The 18,090-nt window shown below is 68.4% G+C and carries 15 protein-coding genes; 11 read left to right on the plus strand and 4 right to left on the minus strand.

The features are described 5' to 3' along the window. Positions 1 to 52: 52 nt before the first annotated feature. The 3 genes from LY44_RS16955 (at position 53) to LY44_RS16965 (ending at position 5,231) form a co-directional block, all read left to right on the plus strand. Positions 53 to 1,738, plus strand: a complete 1,686-nt coding sequence (locus tag LY44_RS16955; RefSeq protein WP_055211531.1) for an ABC transporter ATP-binding protein — start codon at positions 53 to 55, stop codon at positions 1,736 to 1,738. Then, positions 1,735 to 3,000 carry an MFS transporter gene (locus LY44_RS16960; protein ID WP_146707274.1) on the plus strand — a complete coding sequence of 422 codons (1,266 nt, stop codon included), beginning with the start codon at positions 1,735 to 1,737 and terminating at the stop codon, positions 2,998 to 3,000. The genes LY44_RS16955 and LY44_RS16960 overlap by 4 nt, the downstream gene beginning before the upstream one ends. A gap of 173 nt (positions 3,001 to 3,173) precedes the next feature. Further along, positions 3,174 to 5,231: a TonB-dependent receptor gene (locus tag LY44_RS16965; RefSeq protein ID WP_223230755.1), complete on the plus strand. Its 2,058-nt coding sequence runs from the start codon at positions 3,174 to 3,176 to the stop codon at positions 5,229 to 5,231. 11 nt (positions 5,232 to 5,242) lie between these two features. Here the strand turns inward: LY44_RS16965 and LY44_RS16970 are convergent, their stop codons facing one another. Next, on the minus strand, positions 5,243 to 5,764 hold the full coding sequence (locus LY44_RS16970; RefSeq protein WP_055211525.1) for a helix-turn-helix transcriptional regulator: 522 nt from the start codon (positions 5,762 to 5,764) through the stop codon (positions 5,243 to 5,245). Continuing rightward, the gene (locus LY44_RS17740) at positions 5,695 to 6,333 is read right to left on the minus strand and encodes a hypothetical protein (protein WP_055211524.1); all 639 of its coding nucleotides are present in this window, start codon (positions 6,331 to 6,333) and stop codon (positions 5,695 to 5,697) included. Before LY44_RS17740 ends, LY44_RS16970 begins: the two co-directional genes overlap by 70 nt. A 434-nt stretch (positions 6,334 to 6,767) precedes the next feature. Between LY44_RS17740 and LY44_RS16975 the strand changes: the two genes are divergently transcribed. Then, on the plus strand, positions 6,768 to 7,667 hold the full coding sequence (locus LY44_RS16975; RefSeq protein ID WP_055211522.1) for a helix-turn-helix domain-containing protein: 900 nt from the start codon (positions 6,768 to 6,770) through the stop codon (positions 7,665 to 7,667). A gap of 35 nt (positions 7,668 to 7,702) precedes the next feature. Here LY44_RS16975 and LY44_RS16980 read toward each other — a convergent pair whose 3' ends face one another. Further along, entirely contained in the window at positions 7,703 to 9,835 is a 2,133-nt protein-coding gene (locus tag LY44_RS16980) for a TonB-dependent siderophore receptor (RefSeq protein WP_081024488.1), read from the minus strand. A gap of 276 nt (positions 9,836 to 10,111) precedes the next feature. Here LY44_RS16980 and LY44_RS16985 point away from each other — a divergent pair, with 276 nt between their 5' ends. From LY44_RS16985 to LY44_RS17010, 6 genes are read left to right on the plus strand one after another with little or no spacing between them, the layout of a single operon-like run. Beyond that, positions 10,112 to 11,098 carry an iron-siderophore ABC transporter substrate-binding protein gene (locus LY44_RS16985; protein WP_055211520.1) on the plus strand — a complete coding sequence of 329 codons (987 nt, stop codon included), beginning with the start codon at positions 10,112 to 10,114 and terminating at the stop codon, positions 11,096 to 11,098. Then, positions 11,095 to 12,108 (plus strand): FecCD family ABC transporter permease, encoded by a 1,014-nt coding sequence (locus LY44_RS16990; protein ID WP_055211518.1) that lies wholly within the window; start codon positions 11,095 to 11,097, stop codon positions 12,106 to 12,108. Before LY44_RS16985 ends, LY44_RS16990 begins: the two co-directional genes overlap by 4 nt. Further along, a complete protein-coding gene (locus tag LY44_RS16995) occupies positions 12,105 to 13,136 on the plus strand; it encodes a FecCD family ABC transporter permease (protein WP_055211517.1) in 1,032 nt (343 codons plus the stop codon). The genes LY44_RS16990 and LY44_RS16995 overlap by 4 nt, the downstream gene beginning before the upstream one ends. Beyond that, complete coding sequence (locus LY44_RS17000) at positions 13,133 to 13,954, plus strand: ABC transporter ATP-binding protein (protein ID WP_055211515.1); 822 nt, start codon at positions 13,133 to 13,135, stop codon at positions 13,952 to 13,954. Before LY44_RS16995 ends, LY44_RS17000 begins: the two co-directional genes overlap by 4 nt. Next, positions 13,947 to 14,981 carry a siderophore-interacting protein gene (locus LY44_RS17005; RefSeq protein ID WP_055211512.1) on the plus strand — a complete coding sequence of 345 codons (1,035 nt, stop codon included), beginning with the start codon at positions 13,947 to 13,949 and terminating at the stop codon, positions 14,979 to 14,981. The genes LY44_RS17000 and LY44_RS17005 overlap by 8 nt, the downstream gene beginning before the upstream one ends. 1 nt (position 14,982) lies before the next feature. After that, on the plus strand, positions 14,983 to 16,791 hold the full coding sequence (locus LY44_RS17010) for an ABC transporter ATP-binding protein (protein WP_111396069.1): 1,809 nt from the start codon (positions 14,983 to 14,985) through the stop codon (positions 16,789 to 16,791). On the opposite strand, the gene LY44_RS17745 is transcribed toward LY44_RS17010, so the two are convergent. Continuing rightward, the gene (locus tag LY44_RS17745) at positions 16,764 to 17,087 is read right to left on the minus strand and encodes a hypothetical protein (protein ID WP_146707275.1); all 324 of its coding nucleotides are present in this window, start codon (positions 17,085 to 17,087) and stop codon (positions 16,764 to 16,766) included. The two genes, LY44_RS17010 and LY44_RS17745, sit on opposite strands and share 28 nt — an antisense overlap. A 642-nt stretch (positions 17,088 to 17,729) precedes the next feature. Here LY44_RS17745 and LY44_RS17015 point away from each other — a divergent pair. Further along, a partial coding sequence (locus LY44_RS17015; RefSeq protein WP_282957872.1) for an acetyl-coenzyme A synthetase N-terminal domain-containing protein occupies positions 17,730 to 18,090 on the plus strand: 361 nt, incomplete at its 3' end.

Below are 18,090 nucleotides of genomic sequence, written 5' to 3' on the forward strand. Positions count from 1 at the left end.
ATCTGGTCCTATCTGCCGCCGATGCGCGGGCAATATCTGGTCTCGATCCTGCTTGGCCGGGGTCGAGGGGTTTCTGGCCGCGGTGCCGCCCCTGGCGGTGGGGCTGGGGCTGATGCGGCTGGCCGAGGGGCCGGCGACGGTAGCCGAGATCGCCCCCCATGCCGCGGCCTGTCTGCTGGCGGTGCTGCTGCGCATCCGGGTGATCCAGCGCGCCTGGAAGCTGGGCTATGGCGCGGGCAATCACGCCGCCGAGGCGGTGCGCAACCGCATCGTCACCCATATGCGCCGCGTGCCGCTGGGCGCGCTTTCGGGCCGCTGGGCCCCGGCGCAGCTGGCCACGCTGATCGCCGAGGACGGCCGCTGGCTGAACGAGACCTCGACCTTTTATCTCAACCGTTTCCTCAATGCGCTTATTGCGACGGCGCTGCTGCTGGCGGCGGCGCTCTGGTTTGCGCCCGCGGCGGGGCTTGCCATCGTGCTGGCGCTGGGCGGCGGCGTCGCGGCGCTGCTCGTCGCCGGGCCGATCCTGAGCCGCTTCCTGCGCGCCCGCAACGAGATGATCGGCGAGGCGACGCTGCGGATCGGCGAATATGCCGATGGCATCGCGATGTTTCGCGCCTTTGGCCGCACCGGCACGGCGCAGGCGCAACTCCGCGCCGCCGTCGAGGCGCTGCATGACACGACGCTGGCGATGGCGCCGAAACTGGTGCCGCTGCAACAGGCCGGGGCGGCGATGATCGCCTTTGCCGCGCCGCTGGCCATCCTGTTCGTCGCGGCCTCGGCGCTGGCGGGGCAGGCGCCCGATCCGGCCCCCGATCCGGCTGCGGTGATCCCGGCGCTGTTCCTGACGCTTGCGGCGGCGACCACCTTTTACACCGGCGTGCTCAAGATCGTGCTGCCGCTGGAGCTGGGCGAACGGGCGCGGGTCAATATCGGCGCCTTTCTGGCGGTGCCCGAACTGGGCGGCACGCGGCATGATTTCCGCCCCGATCTCGACATCGACTTTCAGGCGGTGCGGTTCCGCCATGCCCCCGACAAGCCCGATGCCGTGCGCGACATTTCCTTTGCCGCGCGGCAGGGTCGGGTCACCGCCATCGTCGGACCAAGCGGCGCGGGGAAATCGACGCTGGTCGCGCTGCTCTTGCGGTTTCACGACCTGAGCGGCGGGCAGATCCGGCTGGGCGGGGTCGATCTGTCCGAGGCCGATCCGGCGGCGTTGCAGGCGCTGGTTTCGCTGGTGTCGCAAGACGTGCATCTGTTTCGCGACAGCTTGCGCGCCAATCTGCTGCTGGGCGATCCGGGCGCCGATCCGGACCGGCTGGCCCGGGTGATCGCGGCGGCGCAGCTGCGCGATCTGGTGGCGGCGCTGCCGGCGGGGCTTGACACCGTGCTGGGCGACACCGGGCGGACGCTTTCGGGCGGCGAGCGGCAGCGGGTGGCGATTGCGCGGGCGCTGCTGAAGGACGCGCCGGTGATCGTGCTGGACGAGGCGACCTCGGCCATGGACCCGCTGAGCGAGGCGGCGATCCAACGCGCGATTGCGGCGCTGGAAACCGACCGCACGGTGATCGTCATCGCGCATCGGCTGCGCACGGCGACCGAGGCCGACGAGATCATCGTGATGGAGGGCGGCCAGATCGTGGCGCGCGGGCGGCATGACGACCTGCTCGCGGCGGGCGGGCTTTATGGCAGGCTTTGGGCGGCGCAGGAGAAAGCCGCGGGATGGCGGCTCAGATGAGCGCCGCGATCCAGGACGCCCCGGCGCGGCAGGGGGCGGGGCGCTGGCGCATCCTGACGGGGGTCTTCGCCTTCATGCTGGCCTCCTCGGTGCCGATGTCGTTTTTCTATTATGTCTTTCCGCCGATGCTGCGCGCCTCGGGCCATTCGGCGGAACTCGTCAGCGCGCTGGCGCTGGTCTATCTGCCCTATGTGCTGCGCGGGCTCTGGGCCTTTGCGATCGCCCGGGCGCTGGGTGGGCGGGCGCAGGCCTGGCGCCGGGCGACGCTTCTCCTCTCGATTCTGGCTGCGGTCGGGGTGCTGGCGTTGCTGCCGCTTGATCCGGCACGCCAGCCCGGCCCGATCATGGCGGTGGCGGCGGTCCTGTTTCTGGTGCTGGCGAGCGGCATGACCACGCTTGACGGCTATGTTCTGGCAACCCTTGGCGAACAGGGCCGCGCGGCGGTGCCCGGCTGGGGCGCGGCGGGCATGGCGCTGGGGGGGATTCTGGTGGGTGTCGCCTCCTGGCTGGGCTGGATCGGTGGCGCTTGGGGGCAGGGGATCTGGCTTTTGGCGGCGATGACGCTTGCGCCTGCGCTGGCGGTGGCGATCCTGCCGCCTCAGGCCGCGGCAGAGCCTGCCGATCCCGCCACGCCGCCGCGTCCGCGGCCGCCGCTGCGCGGGTTGTGGCGTGCGGTCTGGCAGGACCCGGCCCTGCCACGGCTTGTCCTCGTGTCGCTTCTGGCCCATGGCGCCATCGGGCTCGTCTCGGGCTATCTGCCGGTCCTGCAGGTCGATGCGGGGTTGCAGATCGGCGAGATCGGCCTCTTCAGTGCGGTGGCGGCGAACGGGCTTGGCCTGGCGGGCGCGGTGATCGGCGGCGGCATCGTCGCGCGGATCGGCGGCTGGAAAAGCCTGTCGCTAGTCACGATGCTGCTGGCGCTCTGCCTTGGCGTCGCGGCGGCGTTGCACGGGCTGATCTGGGGCCGCGGTTTTGCTGTCGCGCTGACCGCGGTGACGATGCTGGCGGGCTACATCTATTATGTGCCCTACCGCGCGCTTTGCCTGCAATCGAGCCGCGGCGATCATGCGGTGACGCAGGCGGCCTGGCTGTCCTCTTGCGACATGGTGGTGAGCATCCTGGCGATGTCGGTCGCGGGCACGCTGGCCGCGCGGCTTGGCCTCGTGCCCTTCCTTGTCCTTTGCACCCTTGCGGCCTCTGGCGCCGCCCTTGTGGCGCTGCGCCAGGCCCTGCCGGCCCGGGCCGCGCTGGCCCCGAATTGACAGATTGGAGCGTTCCATGACCTTGCCCCCCCCCTTCCTTTGCCGCGCCGCTGACCCGGACCAACGCCATCGCCGCCGCGCTGATCTGCCTCCAGGGCGGCGCCCCTGCGCTTGCGCAGGAGCTTGTCGCGCTGGACGAGATCGTCGTCACCGGCTCCAAACGCGGCGAGAAGCTGCGCGATGTTCCCGGCTCGGTCGCCGTCGTCGATGCGCAGAAACTGGCCGAGGAGGGGGTGACCGATGGCGCCACGGCGCTGCGCGAGATCCCCGGCGCGGTGATGTATTCCTATGGCGATCGCAGCAACGCCTTTGTCACGCTGCGCGGGGTCGGCCCGCTTCTGATGCCGCTCAGCCCCGATGACAGTTCGGTGCTGACCTTCGTCGATGGCGCGCCCTTGATGCTGGAACAATCGGCCTCGAGCTATCTGGACCTTGAACAGGTCGAGGTGCTGAAGGGGCCGCAGAACACGCTTTTTGGCCGGTCCACCTCGGGCGGGGCGATCAACCTTGTTCCGGCGCTGCCAAGCGATGTCTTCGAAGGGGCGCTGACCGGCGAGATCTGCTCGGACGGGCTTTATCGCACCGAAACCATGGTGAACCTGCCGATCAGGCCCGGGGTGCTCTCGACCCGTTTCGCTTTGCGGCAATCGGGGGTGAACGGCTATGCGGCGAATGATGCGGGCCCGGAGCTGGGCGGCAATCAGGTGCTGGCGGGCCGCGCCTCGGTGCTTTACACGCCCGGCGATGCGACGCGGCTTCTGGTCACGCTGGCGGGGGAAAACGCCGACACCACACCGGTTTACTACACCACCCAGATCGGCGAGGCCGATCCGTTGCCCGCGCGGCAAAGCTTTGCCCGCGACGATTCGCAGTCGCGTCAACTGATGGCGAAAGTCGAACAGGATTTCGAGCGCTTCACCTTCACCGCCCAGACCTCGTTCAACGACTACAGCGTGGAGAACAATTATCAGGGCGATCAGCAGCTCTTTTCCACCGTCACCGGGCTGCCGATTTCCGATTTTTCCGACATCGCCGACAATTACATGTTCTGGACCAAGGATCAGAGCCGCCTGACCCAGGAATTCCGGCTGTCCTCGCTGGAAGGGGCCACAATCGGCTGGGTGGCGGGGGCCGTCGTCTATCGCGATAAGAACCGCAATACCAACAGCAGCAATGTCACCGCCTATGGCGCGACGCAGGCGGGGTTCAAGAGCTATGAACAGGTCACCGATGGCGTGGCGGTCTTTGGCGACATCAGCCTGCCGCTGAGCGAACGGCTGACGGCCTCGGCCGGGCTGCGGCTGACCCATGAGGACAAGGATTTCAGCGCCGATTTCGACTCTCTCGGCTATGACCTGCTCTATCCGGGGATGCTGGCGCGCTATTCCGAAAGCGGTCGGCTGAGCGATGATTTCTGGACCGGCAAGGCGGCGCTGTCTTACGAATGGTCGCCCGATCTGACCACCTATGCCAGCATCGCGCGCGGCTACAAATCCGGCGGCTACGGATTTTACAACACGTTCATGGCCTTTGGCGTGCCGCGCGGCACCTATGCGCCCTCCGAAACGATCAGCTACGAGATCGGCGGCCGGGCGAGCCTGTTCGAGGGCCGGCTCGATCTGTCGGGGGCGGTCTTCTTCAACGACATGAACGATGAACAGATCATGCTTTACGACTACGCCACCCTGGCTTCGGCCAATGCCAATCTGGATGCGCGCTCGCAGGGGGTCGAACTGGACGCGACCTGGCGGCTGGACGATCACTGGCAGCTGGGCACGGGCCTGGCCTATACTCGGACCGAGATCACCGATGTGCCTGCCGCCGCCTCGGTGGTGAATGCCGGGCTGGAGGCGGGGGACCGGCTGCCCAACACGCCCGAATGGGCGGGCAGGCTTGATCTGGGCTACCGCGCGACGGCGGGCGAGATCGGCTGGAAGGCGGCCGATCCCGACACCGAGGTCTATGGCAAGATCGGCTATTCCTACATGGGCGCGCGCTCTTTCGACGCCGCCAATCTGGGCAAGCTGGCGCCGGTCAATCTGGTGTCGGCCCGGCTCGGGATGCGCTGGGGCAATGGCGAGATCTATCTCTTCGGCGAAAACCTGCTCGACGAGCGCTATCTGACCGTGCGCCAGCCCTATGGCGTGGCCGCGGGAACGGCGACGCCGGTTTACGGCGTGTCCTGTGACCGGGGCCGGGTGGTCGGCGTCGGGATGACGGTGACATTCTGAAGGGGGGCGCGTTACTTTAAACAAATCAAGCGTTTGGGGTGTCCAACTGCTGAACTTCCCCCCGTTGAAAACAAAGGGGAATATTGCGCGAAGTCCAACGCCTGCCCGCCTGCGAAACACGTCGCGCAGCCGAAGCGGCGCCGATAGGCATGGGTGAAATTCGCCGGATCGCCATAGCCGCAGCGCCAGGCGATTTCCCCGATCGGCAAGGCGGTGTCGCGCACCAGATCGCGGCCCATCTGCAACCGCCGGTCGAGCACGTAATCGAACAGCCGCACCCCATGCGCCGTCTTGAAGGCGCGACGCAGCGTGGTTTCGTTGGTGCCCAGATCATGCGCCAGCGTCAGCGCCGAGGGCACCGCCTCGGGCGCGGCATCAATCCGGGCTTTCGCCTCGGCGGCCAACCGCGCAGAGCGGCGCGGCAGCGCGGCGGGGCCGGGGGCACGGTCCGCAAGATGGCGGGTCAGCTCGACCACGAGGCCAAGCGCCAGACTTTCGCGATAAAGATCGGCCAGCGCGCCCTGAAACAGCACCGCATGCAGCCGCGCCAGGATGTCGCGCAGCGCCAGGGCCCGCGGCAGGGCGTAATGCCGGACCCCGGATCAAGCAGCGCCCGCAGCTCCTTCAGCCCGTCCTGCAGATCCTCCGGCCCCTGATCGAAAAAGCCGGGCGTGATCAGCAGCCCCGCCATGCGATAGCGCTGCCCCATCGGTTCGCAAAAGCCGATCGGCGTGTCCTGACCCAGCGCCGAGATCTGCGCGATGCCCTGGCCCGGATGAACATGCTGCTGCCCCGCGACCTCCCAGCTCGAGGCCCCCTCGAACAGGGCCGAGACCCGGATGCAGCGCGGCGAGACCGACACCATGTCCAGCCTGGCCGCCAGTTCCAGATCGCAATCAAGGCATTGCAGCCCGCTGCGCAGGGTCTTGCACAGATAGCGCCCCGCCGCCACCACCCCGTTGCGCGGCGGCGGCTGCGGGGCATCCCGGAAGGTGCAGGCGATCTCGTCCCTGAGCATGTCGCGCAGGGCAATCGCCGCCTTCGGGCCGTCGTCGACGACGATATCGCGATAGGGCGAGCCATCGGGCGCGGGGGTTTTCATCCTGGTCTCCGAAATCGAGGCAGGGAATTATATTGACAAAAATAGTCAGCAAATGACAGCCCGTCTTCTCCGCGGCGTTCCCTGCGTCCAGATGCCACCTGCGGGAGATGATTTTCGGCAAGACCTGCGCCTGTGCCTGCTGTGCCAGGGCAACGCCGACGATCAAGACCGCCTTCATGGCTCAGCCCTCCTGATCCTCTCGGGATCAATCTGGCCTAGTGCCGTCAGGAGGGGCTGGCCGACCCATCCTCAATGCTGGCGCTTGCATCAGGCCCACAGGGCTGGGGCCGCCCCGGCGGGCTCTCTTGCGCCGGGCCGGGCAATCGCCTAGGTTTGGCGCCTGCGCACTACCCATGCCGCCGCGGTCGCTTTGGCCGCTCCGGTGCCACAGGCAAGCGTCGTTTCGGTGGTTTCCGCCTGTGGAGATAAGGGAAATGGGCTTCCTGCCTGCGATGACCTGCCAGACGCAGGGGATTTCCCGCACCGCGCCGGTGCGGTGGCGTTCCTTCGAGGCGATGTGCGGGGTGTTCTGGGAAGCCGAGGGCCGGGCCGGGGCGACGGGTTATTACAGCTCGCCCGATCCGCGGGTGATGCTGTTCTTCAACGATGTCTCCGACCAGATCCGGCTGTCCGAACAGGGCGCCGCCGATCAGGGCGACGCCCGCCCGCTGCTGCGCGCGCTTTATGTGCCCGCGGGGATGCCGATCTGGACCCGCTTCGTGGCCGGGCATCGGTTTTCCCATCTGGATCTGCATCTGCACCGCAGCTGGCTTCTGGCGCGGCTGGGCGCGGGTCTGGGGGCGGGCGATGCGATGCGGGTGGCCAGTCAACCGGCCGAGCTGCAGGAAGTTTCGGCGCTGGCCGCGATCGGCGCGGCGTTGCGCCAAGAGATCATCGCCCCCGAGCGCCACCCGATCTTTGCCGAAAGCCTGGCCGTGGCGCTGGTCACGGGGCTTTTGGACATGCCCGGGGCGCAGCCGCCCGAGACGCGCCATTCCGGCGGCCTGACGCCCGAGCAGATGCGCCGGTTGCAACGGCTGCTGGCGGAGGACGGCAGCGGTCGGCTGAGCACCGCGGCGCTGGCCGAGGCGGTGGGTCTTTCGCCCGGCTGGTTTTCGCAGGCCTTCAAGAAGACCACCGGCAAGACGCCGCTGCAATGGCAGCAGGAACGCCGCATTGCGGGGGTGAAACAGGCGCTTCTGGCCTCGGACATGGTGATTGCCGATGTCGCGATGCAGTTCGGCTTTGCCGATCAGGCGCATCTGACGCGGGCCTTTCGCCGTCACGAGGGCACGACGCCCTCGGCCTGGCTGCGCGCCCAGCGCAAGGCGTGACCCCGGCCGCCAGCTGTGGCCGCCGGGGTCGCCGCTTACCAGCTCTTGCGCAGGCTCAGCCCGATTTCGCGGCCGGGATTGTAATAATCCGCCGTGCCCGAGCCGACGACATGCTGTTCGTCCAGAAGGTTGCTGACATGCAGCTCGAGCGTTGCGGTTTCCGACAGATCATAGCCGACCGAGGCATCGATCAGCGTCGCGGCACTGGCCTTGCGGCTGTTGACTGCGTCGAAATAATAGCTGCCGACATGGCGCAGACCAAGGCCCAGCGTCACATCCCCCCGCGCCTGCGTGCCCGCCAGCGTGTAATTCGCCCAGATCGAGGCGACATGATTGGGCGTCGAGGCGAATTGCTTGCCCGCGATCGAGGCGCCCGAGCGCAGCGTGCCCGTCACCACTTCCGAGTCGATGTAGGAATAGGAGCCGATCAGCGTCAGCGCCGAGGTCAGCTCGGTCTTGGCCTCCAGATCCAGGCCGCGCACCCGCGATTCCCCGACCTTTTCGCGCTCGATCGCGCCGCCGGGTTGCACCACCGCAATCGTCACATCCTTTTTCGTCAGGTCATAGACCGCCGCCGAAATCAGGGTGTTGCTGCCCTCGGGGGCGAATTTCACCCCGATTTCATATTGTTCGCCGCGTTCGGGATCGACGCCGACGGTGGGCGGCGCGATCGATTCGACGAAGCTGCCATAGATCGACAGGCTGGGGGTGAACTTCCAGGTCAGCGCCGCCCGGCCCGAGCTTTCGGAAAAATCGCCGCTGGCGCTGACCGGCGTCGCGCCCATCAGGTTGGTGCTGGTGACATCAAGCCAGTCATGGCGCAGCCCGACGGTGGCGATCAGCCGGTCGTTGAAGGCCAGGTTCTGCGTCGCAAAGACCGAACGCGTCAGGTTTTCCACTCGCGTGCGGGCATAGACCGACGGGCTGGCCGGGCCGCCCGAAAAAACCGGATTGGCCAGGTCGATCGAACCGGCAAGCCCGTAGATCGAGGTGTCGGTGCTGGTGCCGTCGCGGAATTCGATCCCGCCCAGCGTGCTGCTGCCGATGCTGCCAAAGCTCGTGTCATATTGCAGCACGGCATTGCCGATCGTCTCGGTCGCGCTGCGGTCGGTGCCGAAATAATAGCGCGAGAGCGTCGTGCCCGTGCGTCTGGCATAGTCATACAGATAGACATAGCCGAAAGTGTCGGTCAGGTCGCTGTAGCGCAGATTGCCGCGCAGCGTCAGGCCATTGCCGAAATCATGGGTCAACAGCCCGGTGACCGAGGTCCGCTCGACATCGTGATAGTTGAACCCGGGCTCGCCATAAAAGGCGCTGCGGTCATAGTCCCGATCCAGCGGATAGCCGCCGCTGTTGGGCGTGCCGTCGCGGTCCAGATGATCGACGATCAGGCTCAGCGAGGTGGCGGTGCTGGGCGACCAGGTCAGCCCGGCCATCAGGAAAGTCTCGTCATCATTGGAATGGTCGTATTCCAGCGCGCCGTCCTTGACCTTGCCGGTCAGCCGGAAGGCCAGCGTATCGGCCGCGTTCAGCACATTGCCGAAATCGAACGCCGCTTCGGTGCTGCCAAAGGACCCGTAGCTCAGCCGCGTTTCGGCGATGCGTTCGAATTTCGGCTGTTTGGTGACGAAATTGACCGAGCCGCCGGGATCGGCGACGCCAAACAGCGTCGAATTGGCGCCGCGCAGCACTTCGACGCGCTCATAGGCATAGGGGTCCTCGCGCACGCCGCGCATCGAGCCCAGCGTCAGCCCGTCACGATAGGTCGTGGCGCTGAAGCCGCGGATCTGGAAATAGTCGTTGCGGTCGTCGGTGCCGTAGTAATCGGTGTGCAGACCGGCGGAATATTGCAGCACCTCTTCCAGCGTGTCGGCCTTGCGGGCCTCGATTTCCTTTTGCGTGATCACCGAGACCGAGGCGGGCGTGTCCTGCAGGCTGGTGGCGACCTTGCCGCCCACCCAAAGCTCGCGGGCGACGACCGTGGCCGCATCGTCATCGGCCTTGCCCGCGGCGTTGACGGTGATCGGCGACAGGCGGAACGGGGTTTCGGCATCGGTTTCGGCACCGTCCTGGGCCGCGGCGGGCAAGGCGGCCAGCAGCGCCAGCACCGCGCAGCCCGATTTCAGCAGCCGGTGGCGCGGCGCTGCGGTCTGGGAAGTCAAGGTCACGTCGATATCTCCAACAGAGGGTCGGGCTGGCTTTCCGGGGGCGGGGCCCGGCCGGATGGCTGTGCAAGGCTTCGGCCGCCGGGCCCCCAAGGGTGGCGGCCGAAGCCGTGCGATGCTGGCGCTCTAGCAGCCGGGCGCGGATTGGTCTTGAAGAAACTGATGGTTTTTGTCAGAAACTCTGGCGAAGCCGCGCCGCGCCCGGTTCCGACGGCTGCGCAGCCTTGACCGGCCCGGCAGCCGCGGGCAAGGCGGTGCCAATCGAAGGACATTGCCCCCATGCGACACCGCCTGTTCCTGTTGCGCCTTGGCGCCCTTGCCCTTGTGGCGGCGCTGCCGCGGGCCGCGCTGGCCGAACCCTATCCGCTGGAAATCCATCATGCGTTCGGCACCACCGTCCTGACCGAAAAGCCGGTCCGCATCGCCACGGTGGCCTGGAGCAATCACGAGGTGCCGCTGGCGCTGGGGGTGGTGCCGGTGGGCTTTGCGCGGGCGAATTTCGGCGATGACGACGGGGATGGCATCCTCCCCTGGGTCGAGACGCGTCTGGCCGAGCTGGGCGCCGCGCCGCCGGTGCTGTTTGACGAGGGCGACGGGATCGACTTCGAGGCGGTGGCGGCGACCGAACCCGATGTGATCCTGGCCGCCTATTCCGGTCTTTCCGCGCAGGATTACGAAACCCTCAGCCGCATCGCCCCGGTGGTGGCCTATCCGCAAGCGCCCTGGACGACGGATTGGCGCCAGACGATCGCGCTGAACAGCGCGGGCATGGGCATGGCCGCCGAGGGGCAGGCGCTGATTGCGCGGCTCGACGGCCAAATCGCGAAGACCCGCGCGGAACATCCTGAATTTGCGGGAAAAACCGCGATGTTCGTGACCCATCTGGCGGCGCAGGATCTGAGCCGGATCGGCTTTTACACCGAGCGCGATGCCCGGGTGCAGTTCTTTCGCGATCTGGGCTTTGACGCGCCGCAGATGGTGCGGGACGCCGCTGCGGGGGGGGCTTTTTCGGCCGAGGTCAGCGCCGAGCTGATCGACAGCCTGGCCGATGTCGACGTGCTGGTGACCTATGGCGGCGCGGCTTTGCGTGACAGCCTGTCAAGCGATCTTCTGACCGCGCAGCTGCCCGCGGTGCGGCGCGGCGCGCTGGTGATGCTCGACAATGACCCGATGGGCACCGCGGCCAATCCCACGCCGATGTCGCTGCCCTGGGTGCTGGACGCCTATGCCGACCGGCTTTCGGCGGCGGTGACGGCGGGCCGATGAGCGGGCAGGCGGCAAGCTGGCTGGGGGGCAGGGCGTTGCGCGGGCTGGTGGCTCTGGCGGCGCTGACGGTTGTCATCGGGCTGTCGCTGGGCCTTGGTGCGCGCGCGGTCGGGCTGACGGATCTCTGGACCGGGCTGACCGGCACGCCGCAAACCATCGCCGAGGCCGCGGTGGCGGCGCGGCTGCCGCGCACGGTGCTGGCGGCGCTGGCGGGGGCCTCGCTTGCCATGGCCGGGGCGGCGATGCAGGGGCTGACGCGCAATCCGCTGGCCGATCCGGGCCTTTTGGGCACCAATGCCGGGGCGGCTTTGGCGGTGGTGATCGCGCTGGCCTGGCTTGGCCCCGAGGGCGCCGCCGCGACGATCTGGATTGCCATTGCCGGGGCGGGGATCGCCGCCGCGGCGGTCTATGCGATTGCCAGTCTGGGGCGGGGCGGCGCGACGCCGCTCAAGCTGGCGCTGGCGGGTGCGGCGCTGGGGGCGGCGCTGGGCGCGCTGACGACGGCGGTGATCTTGCCGCGCGGCGATATCGGCGGTCTGGCGCAATCCTGGATGATCGGCGGTGTCGGCGGCGCCCGCTTTGCGCAGATCGCGCCGGTCTTGCCGTTTCTGGCCGCGGGGGCGCTGGCGACGCTTGTTTCGGCGCGCAAGCTGAACCTGCTGGCGCTGGGCGAGGAGACCGCGACCGGGCTGGGCGAGACGGTCTGGCGGGCGCGGGCGCTGGCGGCGGGCGGGGCGATCCTGCTGTCGGGCGCCACCACCGCGCTGTGCGGCCCGATCGGCTTCGTGGGTCTTGTGGTGCCGCATGCCTGCCGGTTGCTTTTCGGCGTCGATTACCGCTGGATCCTGCCCTTTTCCGCCCTTGGCGGCGCGTTGCTGCTGCTTTTGGCCGATGTCGCGGGCCGGTTGATCGCCCGTCCCGCCGAGGTGGATGCGGGGATCGTCACCGCCTTTCTGGGCGCGCCGGTCTTCATCTGGATCGTGCGGCGGCTGGGCGGGCGGGCGCCATGACCGACACGCTTTCCACCATCGCCCGCCTGCGCCGGGACCGGCTGCGCCGCCGCGGCCTTGTGCTGGCGCTTCTGGCGGCGCTGATCCTGGCGGGCCTGGCCGCCATGCTGATGCTGGGCCATCGGTTGCTTGCGCCCGGCGTCGTGCTCGACGCGCTGCGGGGCGCCGAGATCCCGGGCGTCAGCTTCACCCTGCGCGAGCTGCGCTTGCCGCGGGCGCTTCTGGCCGTGGCCGCGGGGGCGGCCTTCGGTCTGGGCGGCATCGCCTTTCAGACGCTTTTGCGCAATCCGCTGGCCAGCCCCGACATCATCGGCATCAGCGCGGGGGCCAGTGCCGCGGCGGTGCTGGCGATCGTCGGCCTGGGTCTGGGCGGGCCCGTGGTGTCGGTTCTGGCGGTGGCGGCGGGGTTGGGCGTGGCCGGGCTGATCACGGCCTTGTCCTGGCGTGACGGGCTTTGCGGGACGCGGCTCATTCTGGTGGGGATCGGGCTTTCGGCGCTGTTGCAAAGCCTGACCGCCTATGTGCTGAGCCGCGCGCCAAGCTGGTCGCTGCAAGAGGCCTTGCGCTGGATGTCGGGCAGCCTGAACGGCGCGCAGATGGGGCAGGTCGCGCCGCTTGCCCTGGTGCTCGCACTTGGCGGCGGTTGGCTGATCGCGCGTGCCGCCGATCTGGAGGCGCTGCGGCTGGGCGACGAGGCGGCGGCGGGGCTGGGCCTGCGGCTGGGGCGGCTGCGGCTGGGCGTGATCCTGGCGGCGGTGGCGCTGGTCGCGGTGGCCACGGCGACGGTGGGGCCGGTGGCCTTTGTCGCCTTTCTCTCGGGGCCGATCGCGGCGCGGCTGACCGGGCGCGACGGATCGCTTTTGCTGCCCGCGGCCTGCGTTGGCGCGGTTCTGGTGCTGGCGGCCGATCTGGCCGGGCAGTGGCTCTTGCCCGCGCGCTATCCGGTTGGCGTCGTCACCGGGGTTCTGGGCGCCCCCTATCTTCTGGCGCTGATCTGGCGCGACAATGCGAAAGGAGCCGGTCTGTGACACCTCCAACCCTGTCGGCGCGCGGTCTTGTGGCGGGCTATGGCGCGGCGCCGGTGCTGCATGGCATCGACCTGGACATCGCGCCGGGCAAGATCACCGTCATCGTCGGCGCCAATGCCTGCGGCAAGTCCACGCTGCTGCGCGCGCTGGCCCGGCTCTTGCCGTTACGGGCGGGGCGGGTGACCTTTGACGGCACCGATCTGCACCGGATCGCGCCGCGCAGGCTGGCGCGCCGCCTTGGCTTTTTGCCGCAAACGCCGATCGCCCCCGAGGGTATCACCGTGCTGGATCTGGTCAGCCGCGGGCGCCATCCGCATCAGGGGCTGTTTTCGCGCTGGAGCCCCGCCGATGCCGCGGCCGTCGCCCATGCGCTCGATGTCACCGACACCGCGGCGCTGGCCGGGCGCGATCTGGCGGCGCTGTCGGGCGGGCAGCGCCAACGCGTCTGGATCGCCATGGCGCTGGCGCAGCAGACCGAGGTGCTGCTGCTGGACGAGCCGACGACCTTTCTGGACATCAACCATCAGATCGAAGTGCTTGATCTTCTGGCCGATCTCAACCGGCGCCGTGGGACTTCGGTGGTGATGGTGCTGCATGATCTCAATCTGGCGGCGCGCTATGCCGATGTGCTGGTGGCGATGCGGGCCGGGCGCCTGCACGATCAGGGCCCGCCCGGGGCGGTGCTGAGCGCGGCCAATATCCGCGCGCTTTTCGGTCTGGACAGCACGATCCTGCCCGATCCGGTCAGCGGGCGGCCGATGATGATCCCGCACGGGCGGCAGACGGGACAGATGGGGCAGGGGCTTGCGCATGGCTGACGAAGCGCATCGGATCACCACGCTGTTGCCGGTCGATGCCGAAACCGCCCTGCCGCGGTTCGAGGCCCGCGCCCGCGCCATCGGCTTTGCCTGCGCGCGCACCGGGGGGCGGCTGCGGGTGACGCTTTCGGGCGGCACGGCGACGGTCGGCCCCGTCCCGGGGGGCACCGCGCTCGCGGTCACGGCCGAGGATGGCCCGCATCTGCAGATGCTGCGCGACTATCTGACCGAGGAATTGCAGGCGGCGGGGCTGCGCCCGCTTTGGCAGGGACCGCCGGGCGACGGCTGGCCCGCCAGCCATGCGCGCACGCGGGTGGTGGCGGTGCGGCGCCTCTCGCCCTCGTATCGACGGGTCATTCTGGCCGGGGCCGATCTGGCGCGCTTTGACGCGGGCGGGCTGCATTTCCGCCTGCTTCTGGGGCCGCCGGGCGCGGACTGGCCCCGCACCGACGGCAATGGCGTGACGCAATGGCCGGGGGGCGCGGCGGCCTGGCACAGGCCCGTCTACACGATCCGCCATCTGGATCTGACCCTGCCCGAGCCGCAGCTGGCCTTTGATGTCTTCGTGCATGCGGGCGGGCGCGTCACCGACTGGACGGCGGCTCTGCGCCCCGGCACCGAAGTGGCGCTGGCCGGGCCGGGCGGCGACCGGGGGCCGCGTCCGGCGGCCTGGCACGGCCTTGTCGGCGACGAGACCGCGCTGCCGGTGATCGCCCGGCATCTGGCGCTTTTGCCCGCCGACGCGCGCGGCGCGGCGCTGATCGTGGTGCCCGACCGGGCCGACATCCAGCCGCTGATCGCCCCGCCGGGGCTGGCGCTGCGCTGGCTCTTGCGGGCCGAGGGCGCCACACCGCTTGCGGCGCTGGCAGAGCTGTCCATGCCCGAAACCGGCCGCGCGGTCTTTTTCGCCGCCGAACAGGCCGAGGCGCAGGCGGCGCGTCAGGCGCTTTTGGCGCGCGGGCTGGCCAAGTCCGAATTCACCGCGGCGGGCTACTGGAACGCTGCCACCGCCCCCGGAGAGACCTGACGTGTTCGATGCGCTTGTTGACCATTACCGCCCGCATCTGCGGCTTTTGGGGCTGGATCTGGCCGCCGCGATCCTCTCGGGGCTGCTGGAGCTGGCCTTTCCGCTGGCGATCGCGGCCTTCATCGACCATCTGTTGCCGCTGGGCCAATGGGGGCTGACGCTTTGGGCGGCGGCGGGGCTGGGGATCGTCTATTGTCTCAATGCCGGGCTGATGACGGTGGTGATCTATCTGGGCCACAAGCTTGGCATCGCCATCGAGACCGGGCTGCGGCTGCGCGCCTTCGAGCATCTGACCCGGCTCAGCTTCGGCTGGTTCGACCGCAACGAGACAGGCAAGCTTGTTGCCCGGGTGACCCGCGATCTGGAGGAGGTGGGCGAAGTCGCCCATCACGGCCCCGAAGATCTGCTGATCGCGCTGATGACCTTTGCCGGGGCTTTCGCGCTGATGGTCTGGCTGCATCTGCCGCTTGCGGTGCTGACGGTGGTGATCGTGCCGCTGATGGTGGCGCTGCTGACGATCTATGGCGGGCGGATGACCCGGGCCTGGCAGGCGATCTATGGCCAACTGGGTCAGTTCAACGTGCGGCTGGCCGAGACGCTGGGCGGCATCCGCGTCGTGCAGGCCTTTACCAACGAGCCGCATGAACGGCGGCTTTTTGCCCGCGCGAACGAGGATTATCGCCGCGCCAAGCTGGAGGCCTATCGGTTGATGGCGGCGGCCGCGACGCTGCAATACATGGGGCTGCGGCTGGTGCAGGTGGTGGTGATGGTGGCGGGCGCGGGCTTCGTCTTCGCCGGATCGCTCTCGACCGGGGATTTCGTCGCCTTCCTGCTTCTGGTCACGGTGTTCTTCCGGCCGCTGGAAAAGATCGCCGCGGTGATCGAGACCTATCCGCGCGGCATTGCCGGCTTCCAGCGGTATCAGGCGCTTCTGGCCGAGGTGCCCGAGATTGCCGATGCACCCGGGGCGGTGGCGGCGCCCGCGCTTTCCGGACGGATCGCCTTCGAGCGGGTCAGCTTCGGCTATGATCCGGCCCGGCCGGTGCTGCGCGAGGTCTCGCTGACGGTCGAGCCCGGGCAGACGGTGGCGCTGGTGGGGGCCTCGGGGGCGGGCAAGACCACGCTTTTGTCGCTGGTGGGTCGGTTCTACCTGCCGCAATCGGGCCAGATCCGCATCGACGGCCAGCCGATCGAACGCTTCACCCTTGCCTCGCTGCGCGCGCAGATCGGGGTGGTGTCGCAAGACGTGTTCCTGTTCGGCGGCACCCTGCGCGAGAACATCGCCTATGCCCGCCCCGAGGCCGATGAGGCGGCGATCCTGGCCGCGGTGCGGGCGGCGCAGCTGGAAGACCTTCTGGCCGATCTGCCCGGGGGGCTGGAAACGGTCGTGGGCGAACGCGGCGTGCTGCTGTCGGGCGGGCAGAAACAGCGGGTAGCGATTGCGCGGGTGTTCCTGCGCAACCCGCCGATCCTGCTTCTGGACGAGGCGACCTCGGCGCTGGACCGGGCGACCGAACGGCGGGTGCAGGCGGCGTTGGCCAGCCTCGCGCGCGGCCGCACGGTGCTGGTGATCGCGCATCGGCTGGAAACGATCCGCCATGCCGACCGGATCGTGGTGCTGGAAGACGGCCGGATCGTCGAAAGCGGCAGCCACGAGGCGCTTTTGGCGGGCGGTTCCGCCTATCGCGCGCTTTGGGGCGGGCTGGGGGACGGGCTGGGGGACGGGCTGGGGGACGGGTTGGCGCCGCCCGGTGCCGGTCTGGGGGCGGAGGCAAGACCGGTTCAGGCGGTGGGGCGGGGCAGCACATAGCCGACGCCGGTGACCATCCGCGCCAGCACGGCCGCGGCCTGCCGCAGCGGTTGTCGGCCTGAGGGTCCTGAACGGCCCAACCGCTCAACCGCGACGGTGCGGCGCTCTTGTTCGAGAGGCTGCGCCGGTTGCGAAACTGTTTGCGGGCTGACCATGCCGAAAAGTGAACCCGTCGCCATCCCCGCGGAGGCGCCGGACCGGAGCTGCATCACAGAGCGGCTGGACGGCGCGGGGCAGGTCGTGAGCGCCTGGGACGCGCCGGTCAAGCCGGGTTCGGGTGACATGAAGCGGATCATTGAACCGCTCTTGACGTCCTGAACCGGACCTTTGCGGCAAGTCCGGCCGGGCAGTGTCCAAGGGACCGGCGCAAAGTCATCGCCGTCGTCGATGTGATCTCGATGACCATTGAGGTCACCGCCGACGGGGCCTATGACACCTGCCGCGGCCGGTCGGGTCCCTTTGGCACGCCGATCCCCCGGAAGCGGCGCCTTGTTGCAAGCCGTTCAACAGGGAATCATACGAAACCCTGCGGCCGAAAGCGAGAAAACCGCCTGTTTCGGGCAGGAATTCAATGGCTTCGCGGTTGTTCGGGCCGAACTGCTTCGGTGGCGGGGCAGGTGATGGTCCGCAAGAAGCTGACGCGGGATCAGTTCCGCGCGGTCATGGCGCAACAGGGCGGTTTGGCCCTTGGGTCCCCTCCTTCTGTTGCGCGGCGGTGCGGGGATGCCGGAAAGCAATTGAAAAGACGCGATGTTCACCCCGAACGGATAACTAATTTACAAATTTCCTGGATATCTGGTTAAGAATTTTACAATCTTTCCCTTTGTATAAAATAGTTTACACGAAGTTGCACAATCAGTTTACTCTGTCCCTTGGGAGAGGTGCCGCGGATGTGCTGCGGCATCTGGCGGCCTTGGTTGCCGACAGAGGAGGAGTTCATGGGAGTTCAAGGACAACCGGCGGCCGCACCGGCGCTTCGGGAGGTTCCGGCGGGGTTTGAGGGGGCGCATGCGGATGGCGCGAAATACCTCGAGATGTATCGGGAGTCGCTCGAGAACCCGGATGCGTTCTGGGGCCGCGAGGGCAAGCGGCTCGACTGGATCACCCCCTATACCAAGGTCAAGAACACCGATTTCACCTTCGGCAAGGTCTCGATCAAATGGTTCGAGGACGGGGTTCTGAACGCGTCCGTCAACTGCATCGACCGCCATCTGCGCGACCGCGCGCTGCAGACCGCGATCATCTTCGAGCCCGATGACCCGACCGAACCGGCCCGCCACATCACCTACAAGGAGCTGT

Origin of the sequence: Rhodobacter capsulatus, assembly GCF_003254295.1 — a bacterium.
GTDB classification, from domain to species: domain Bacteria; phylum Pseudomonadota; class Alphaproteobacteria; order Rhodobacterales; family Rhodobacteraceae; genus Rhodobacter; species Rhodobacter capsulatus.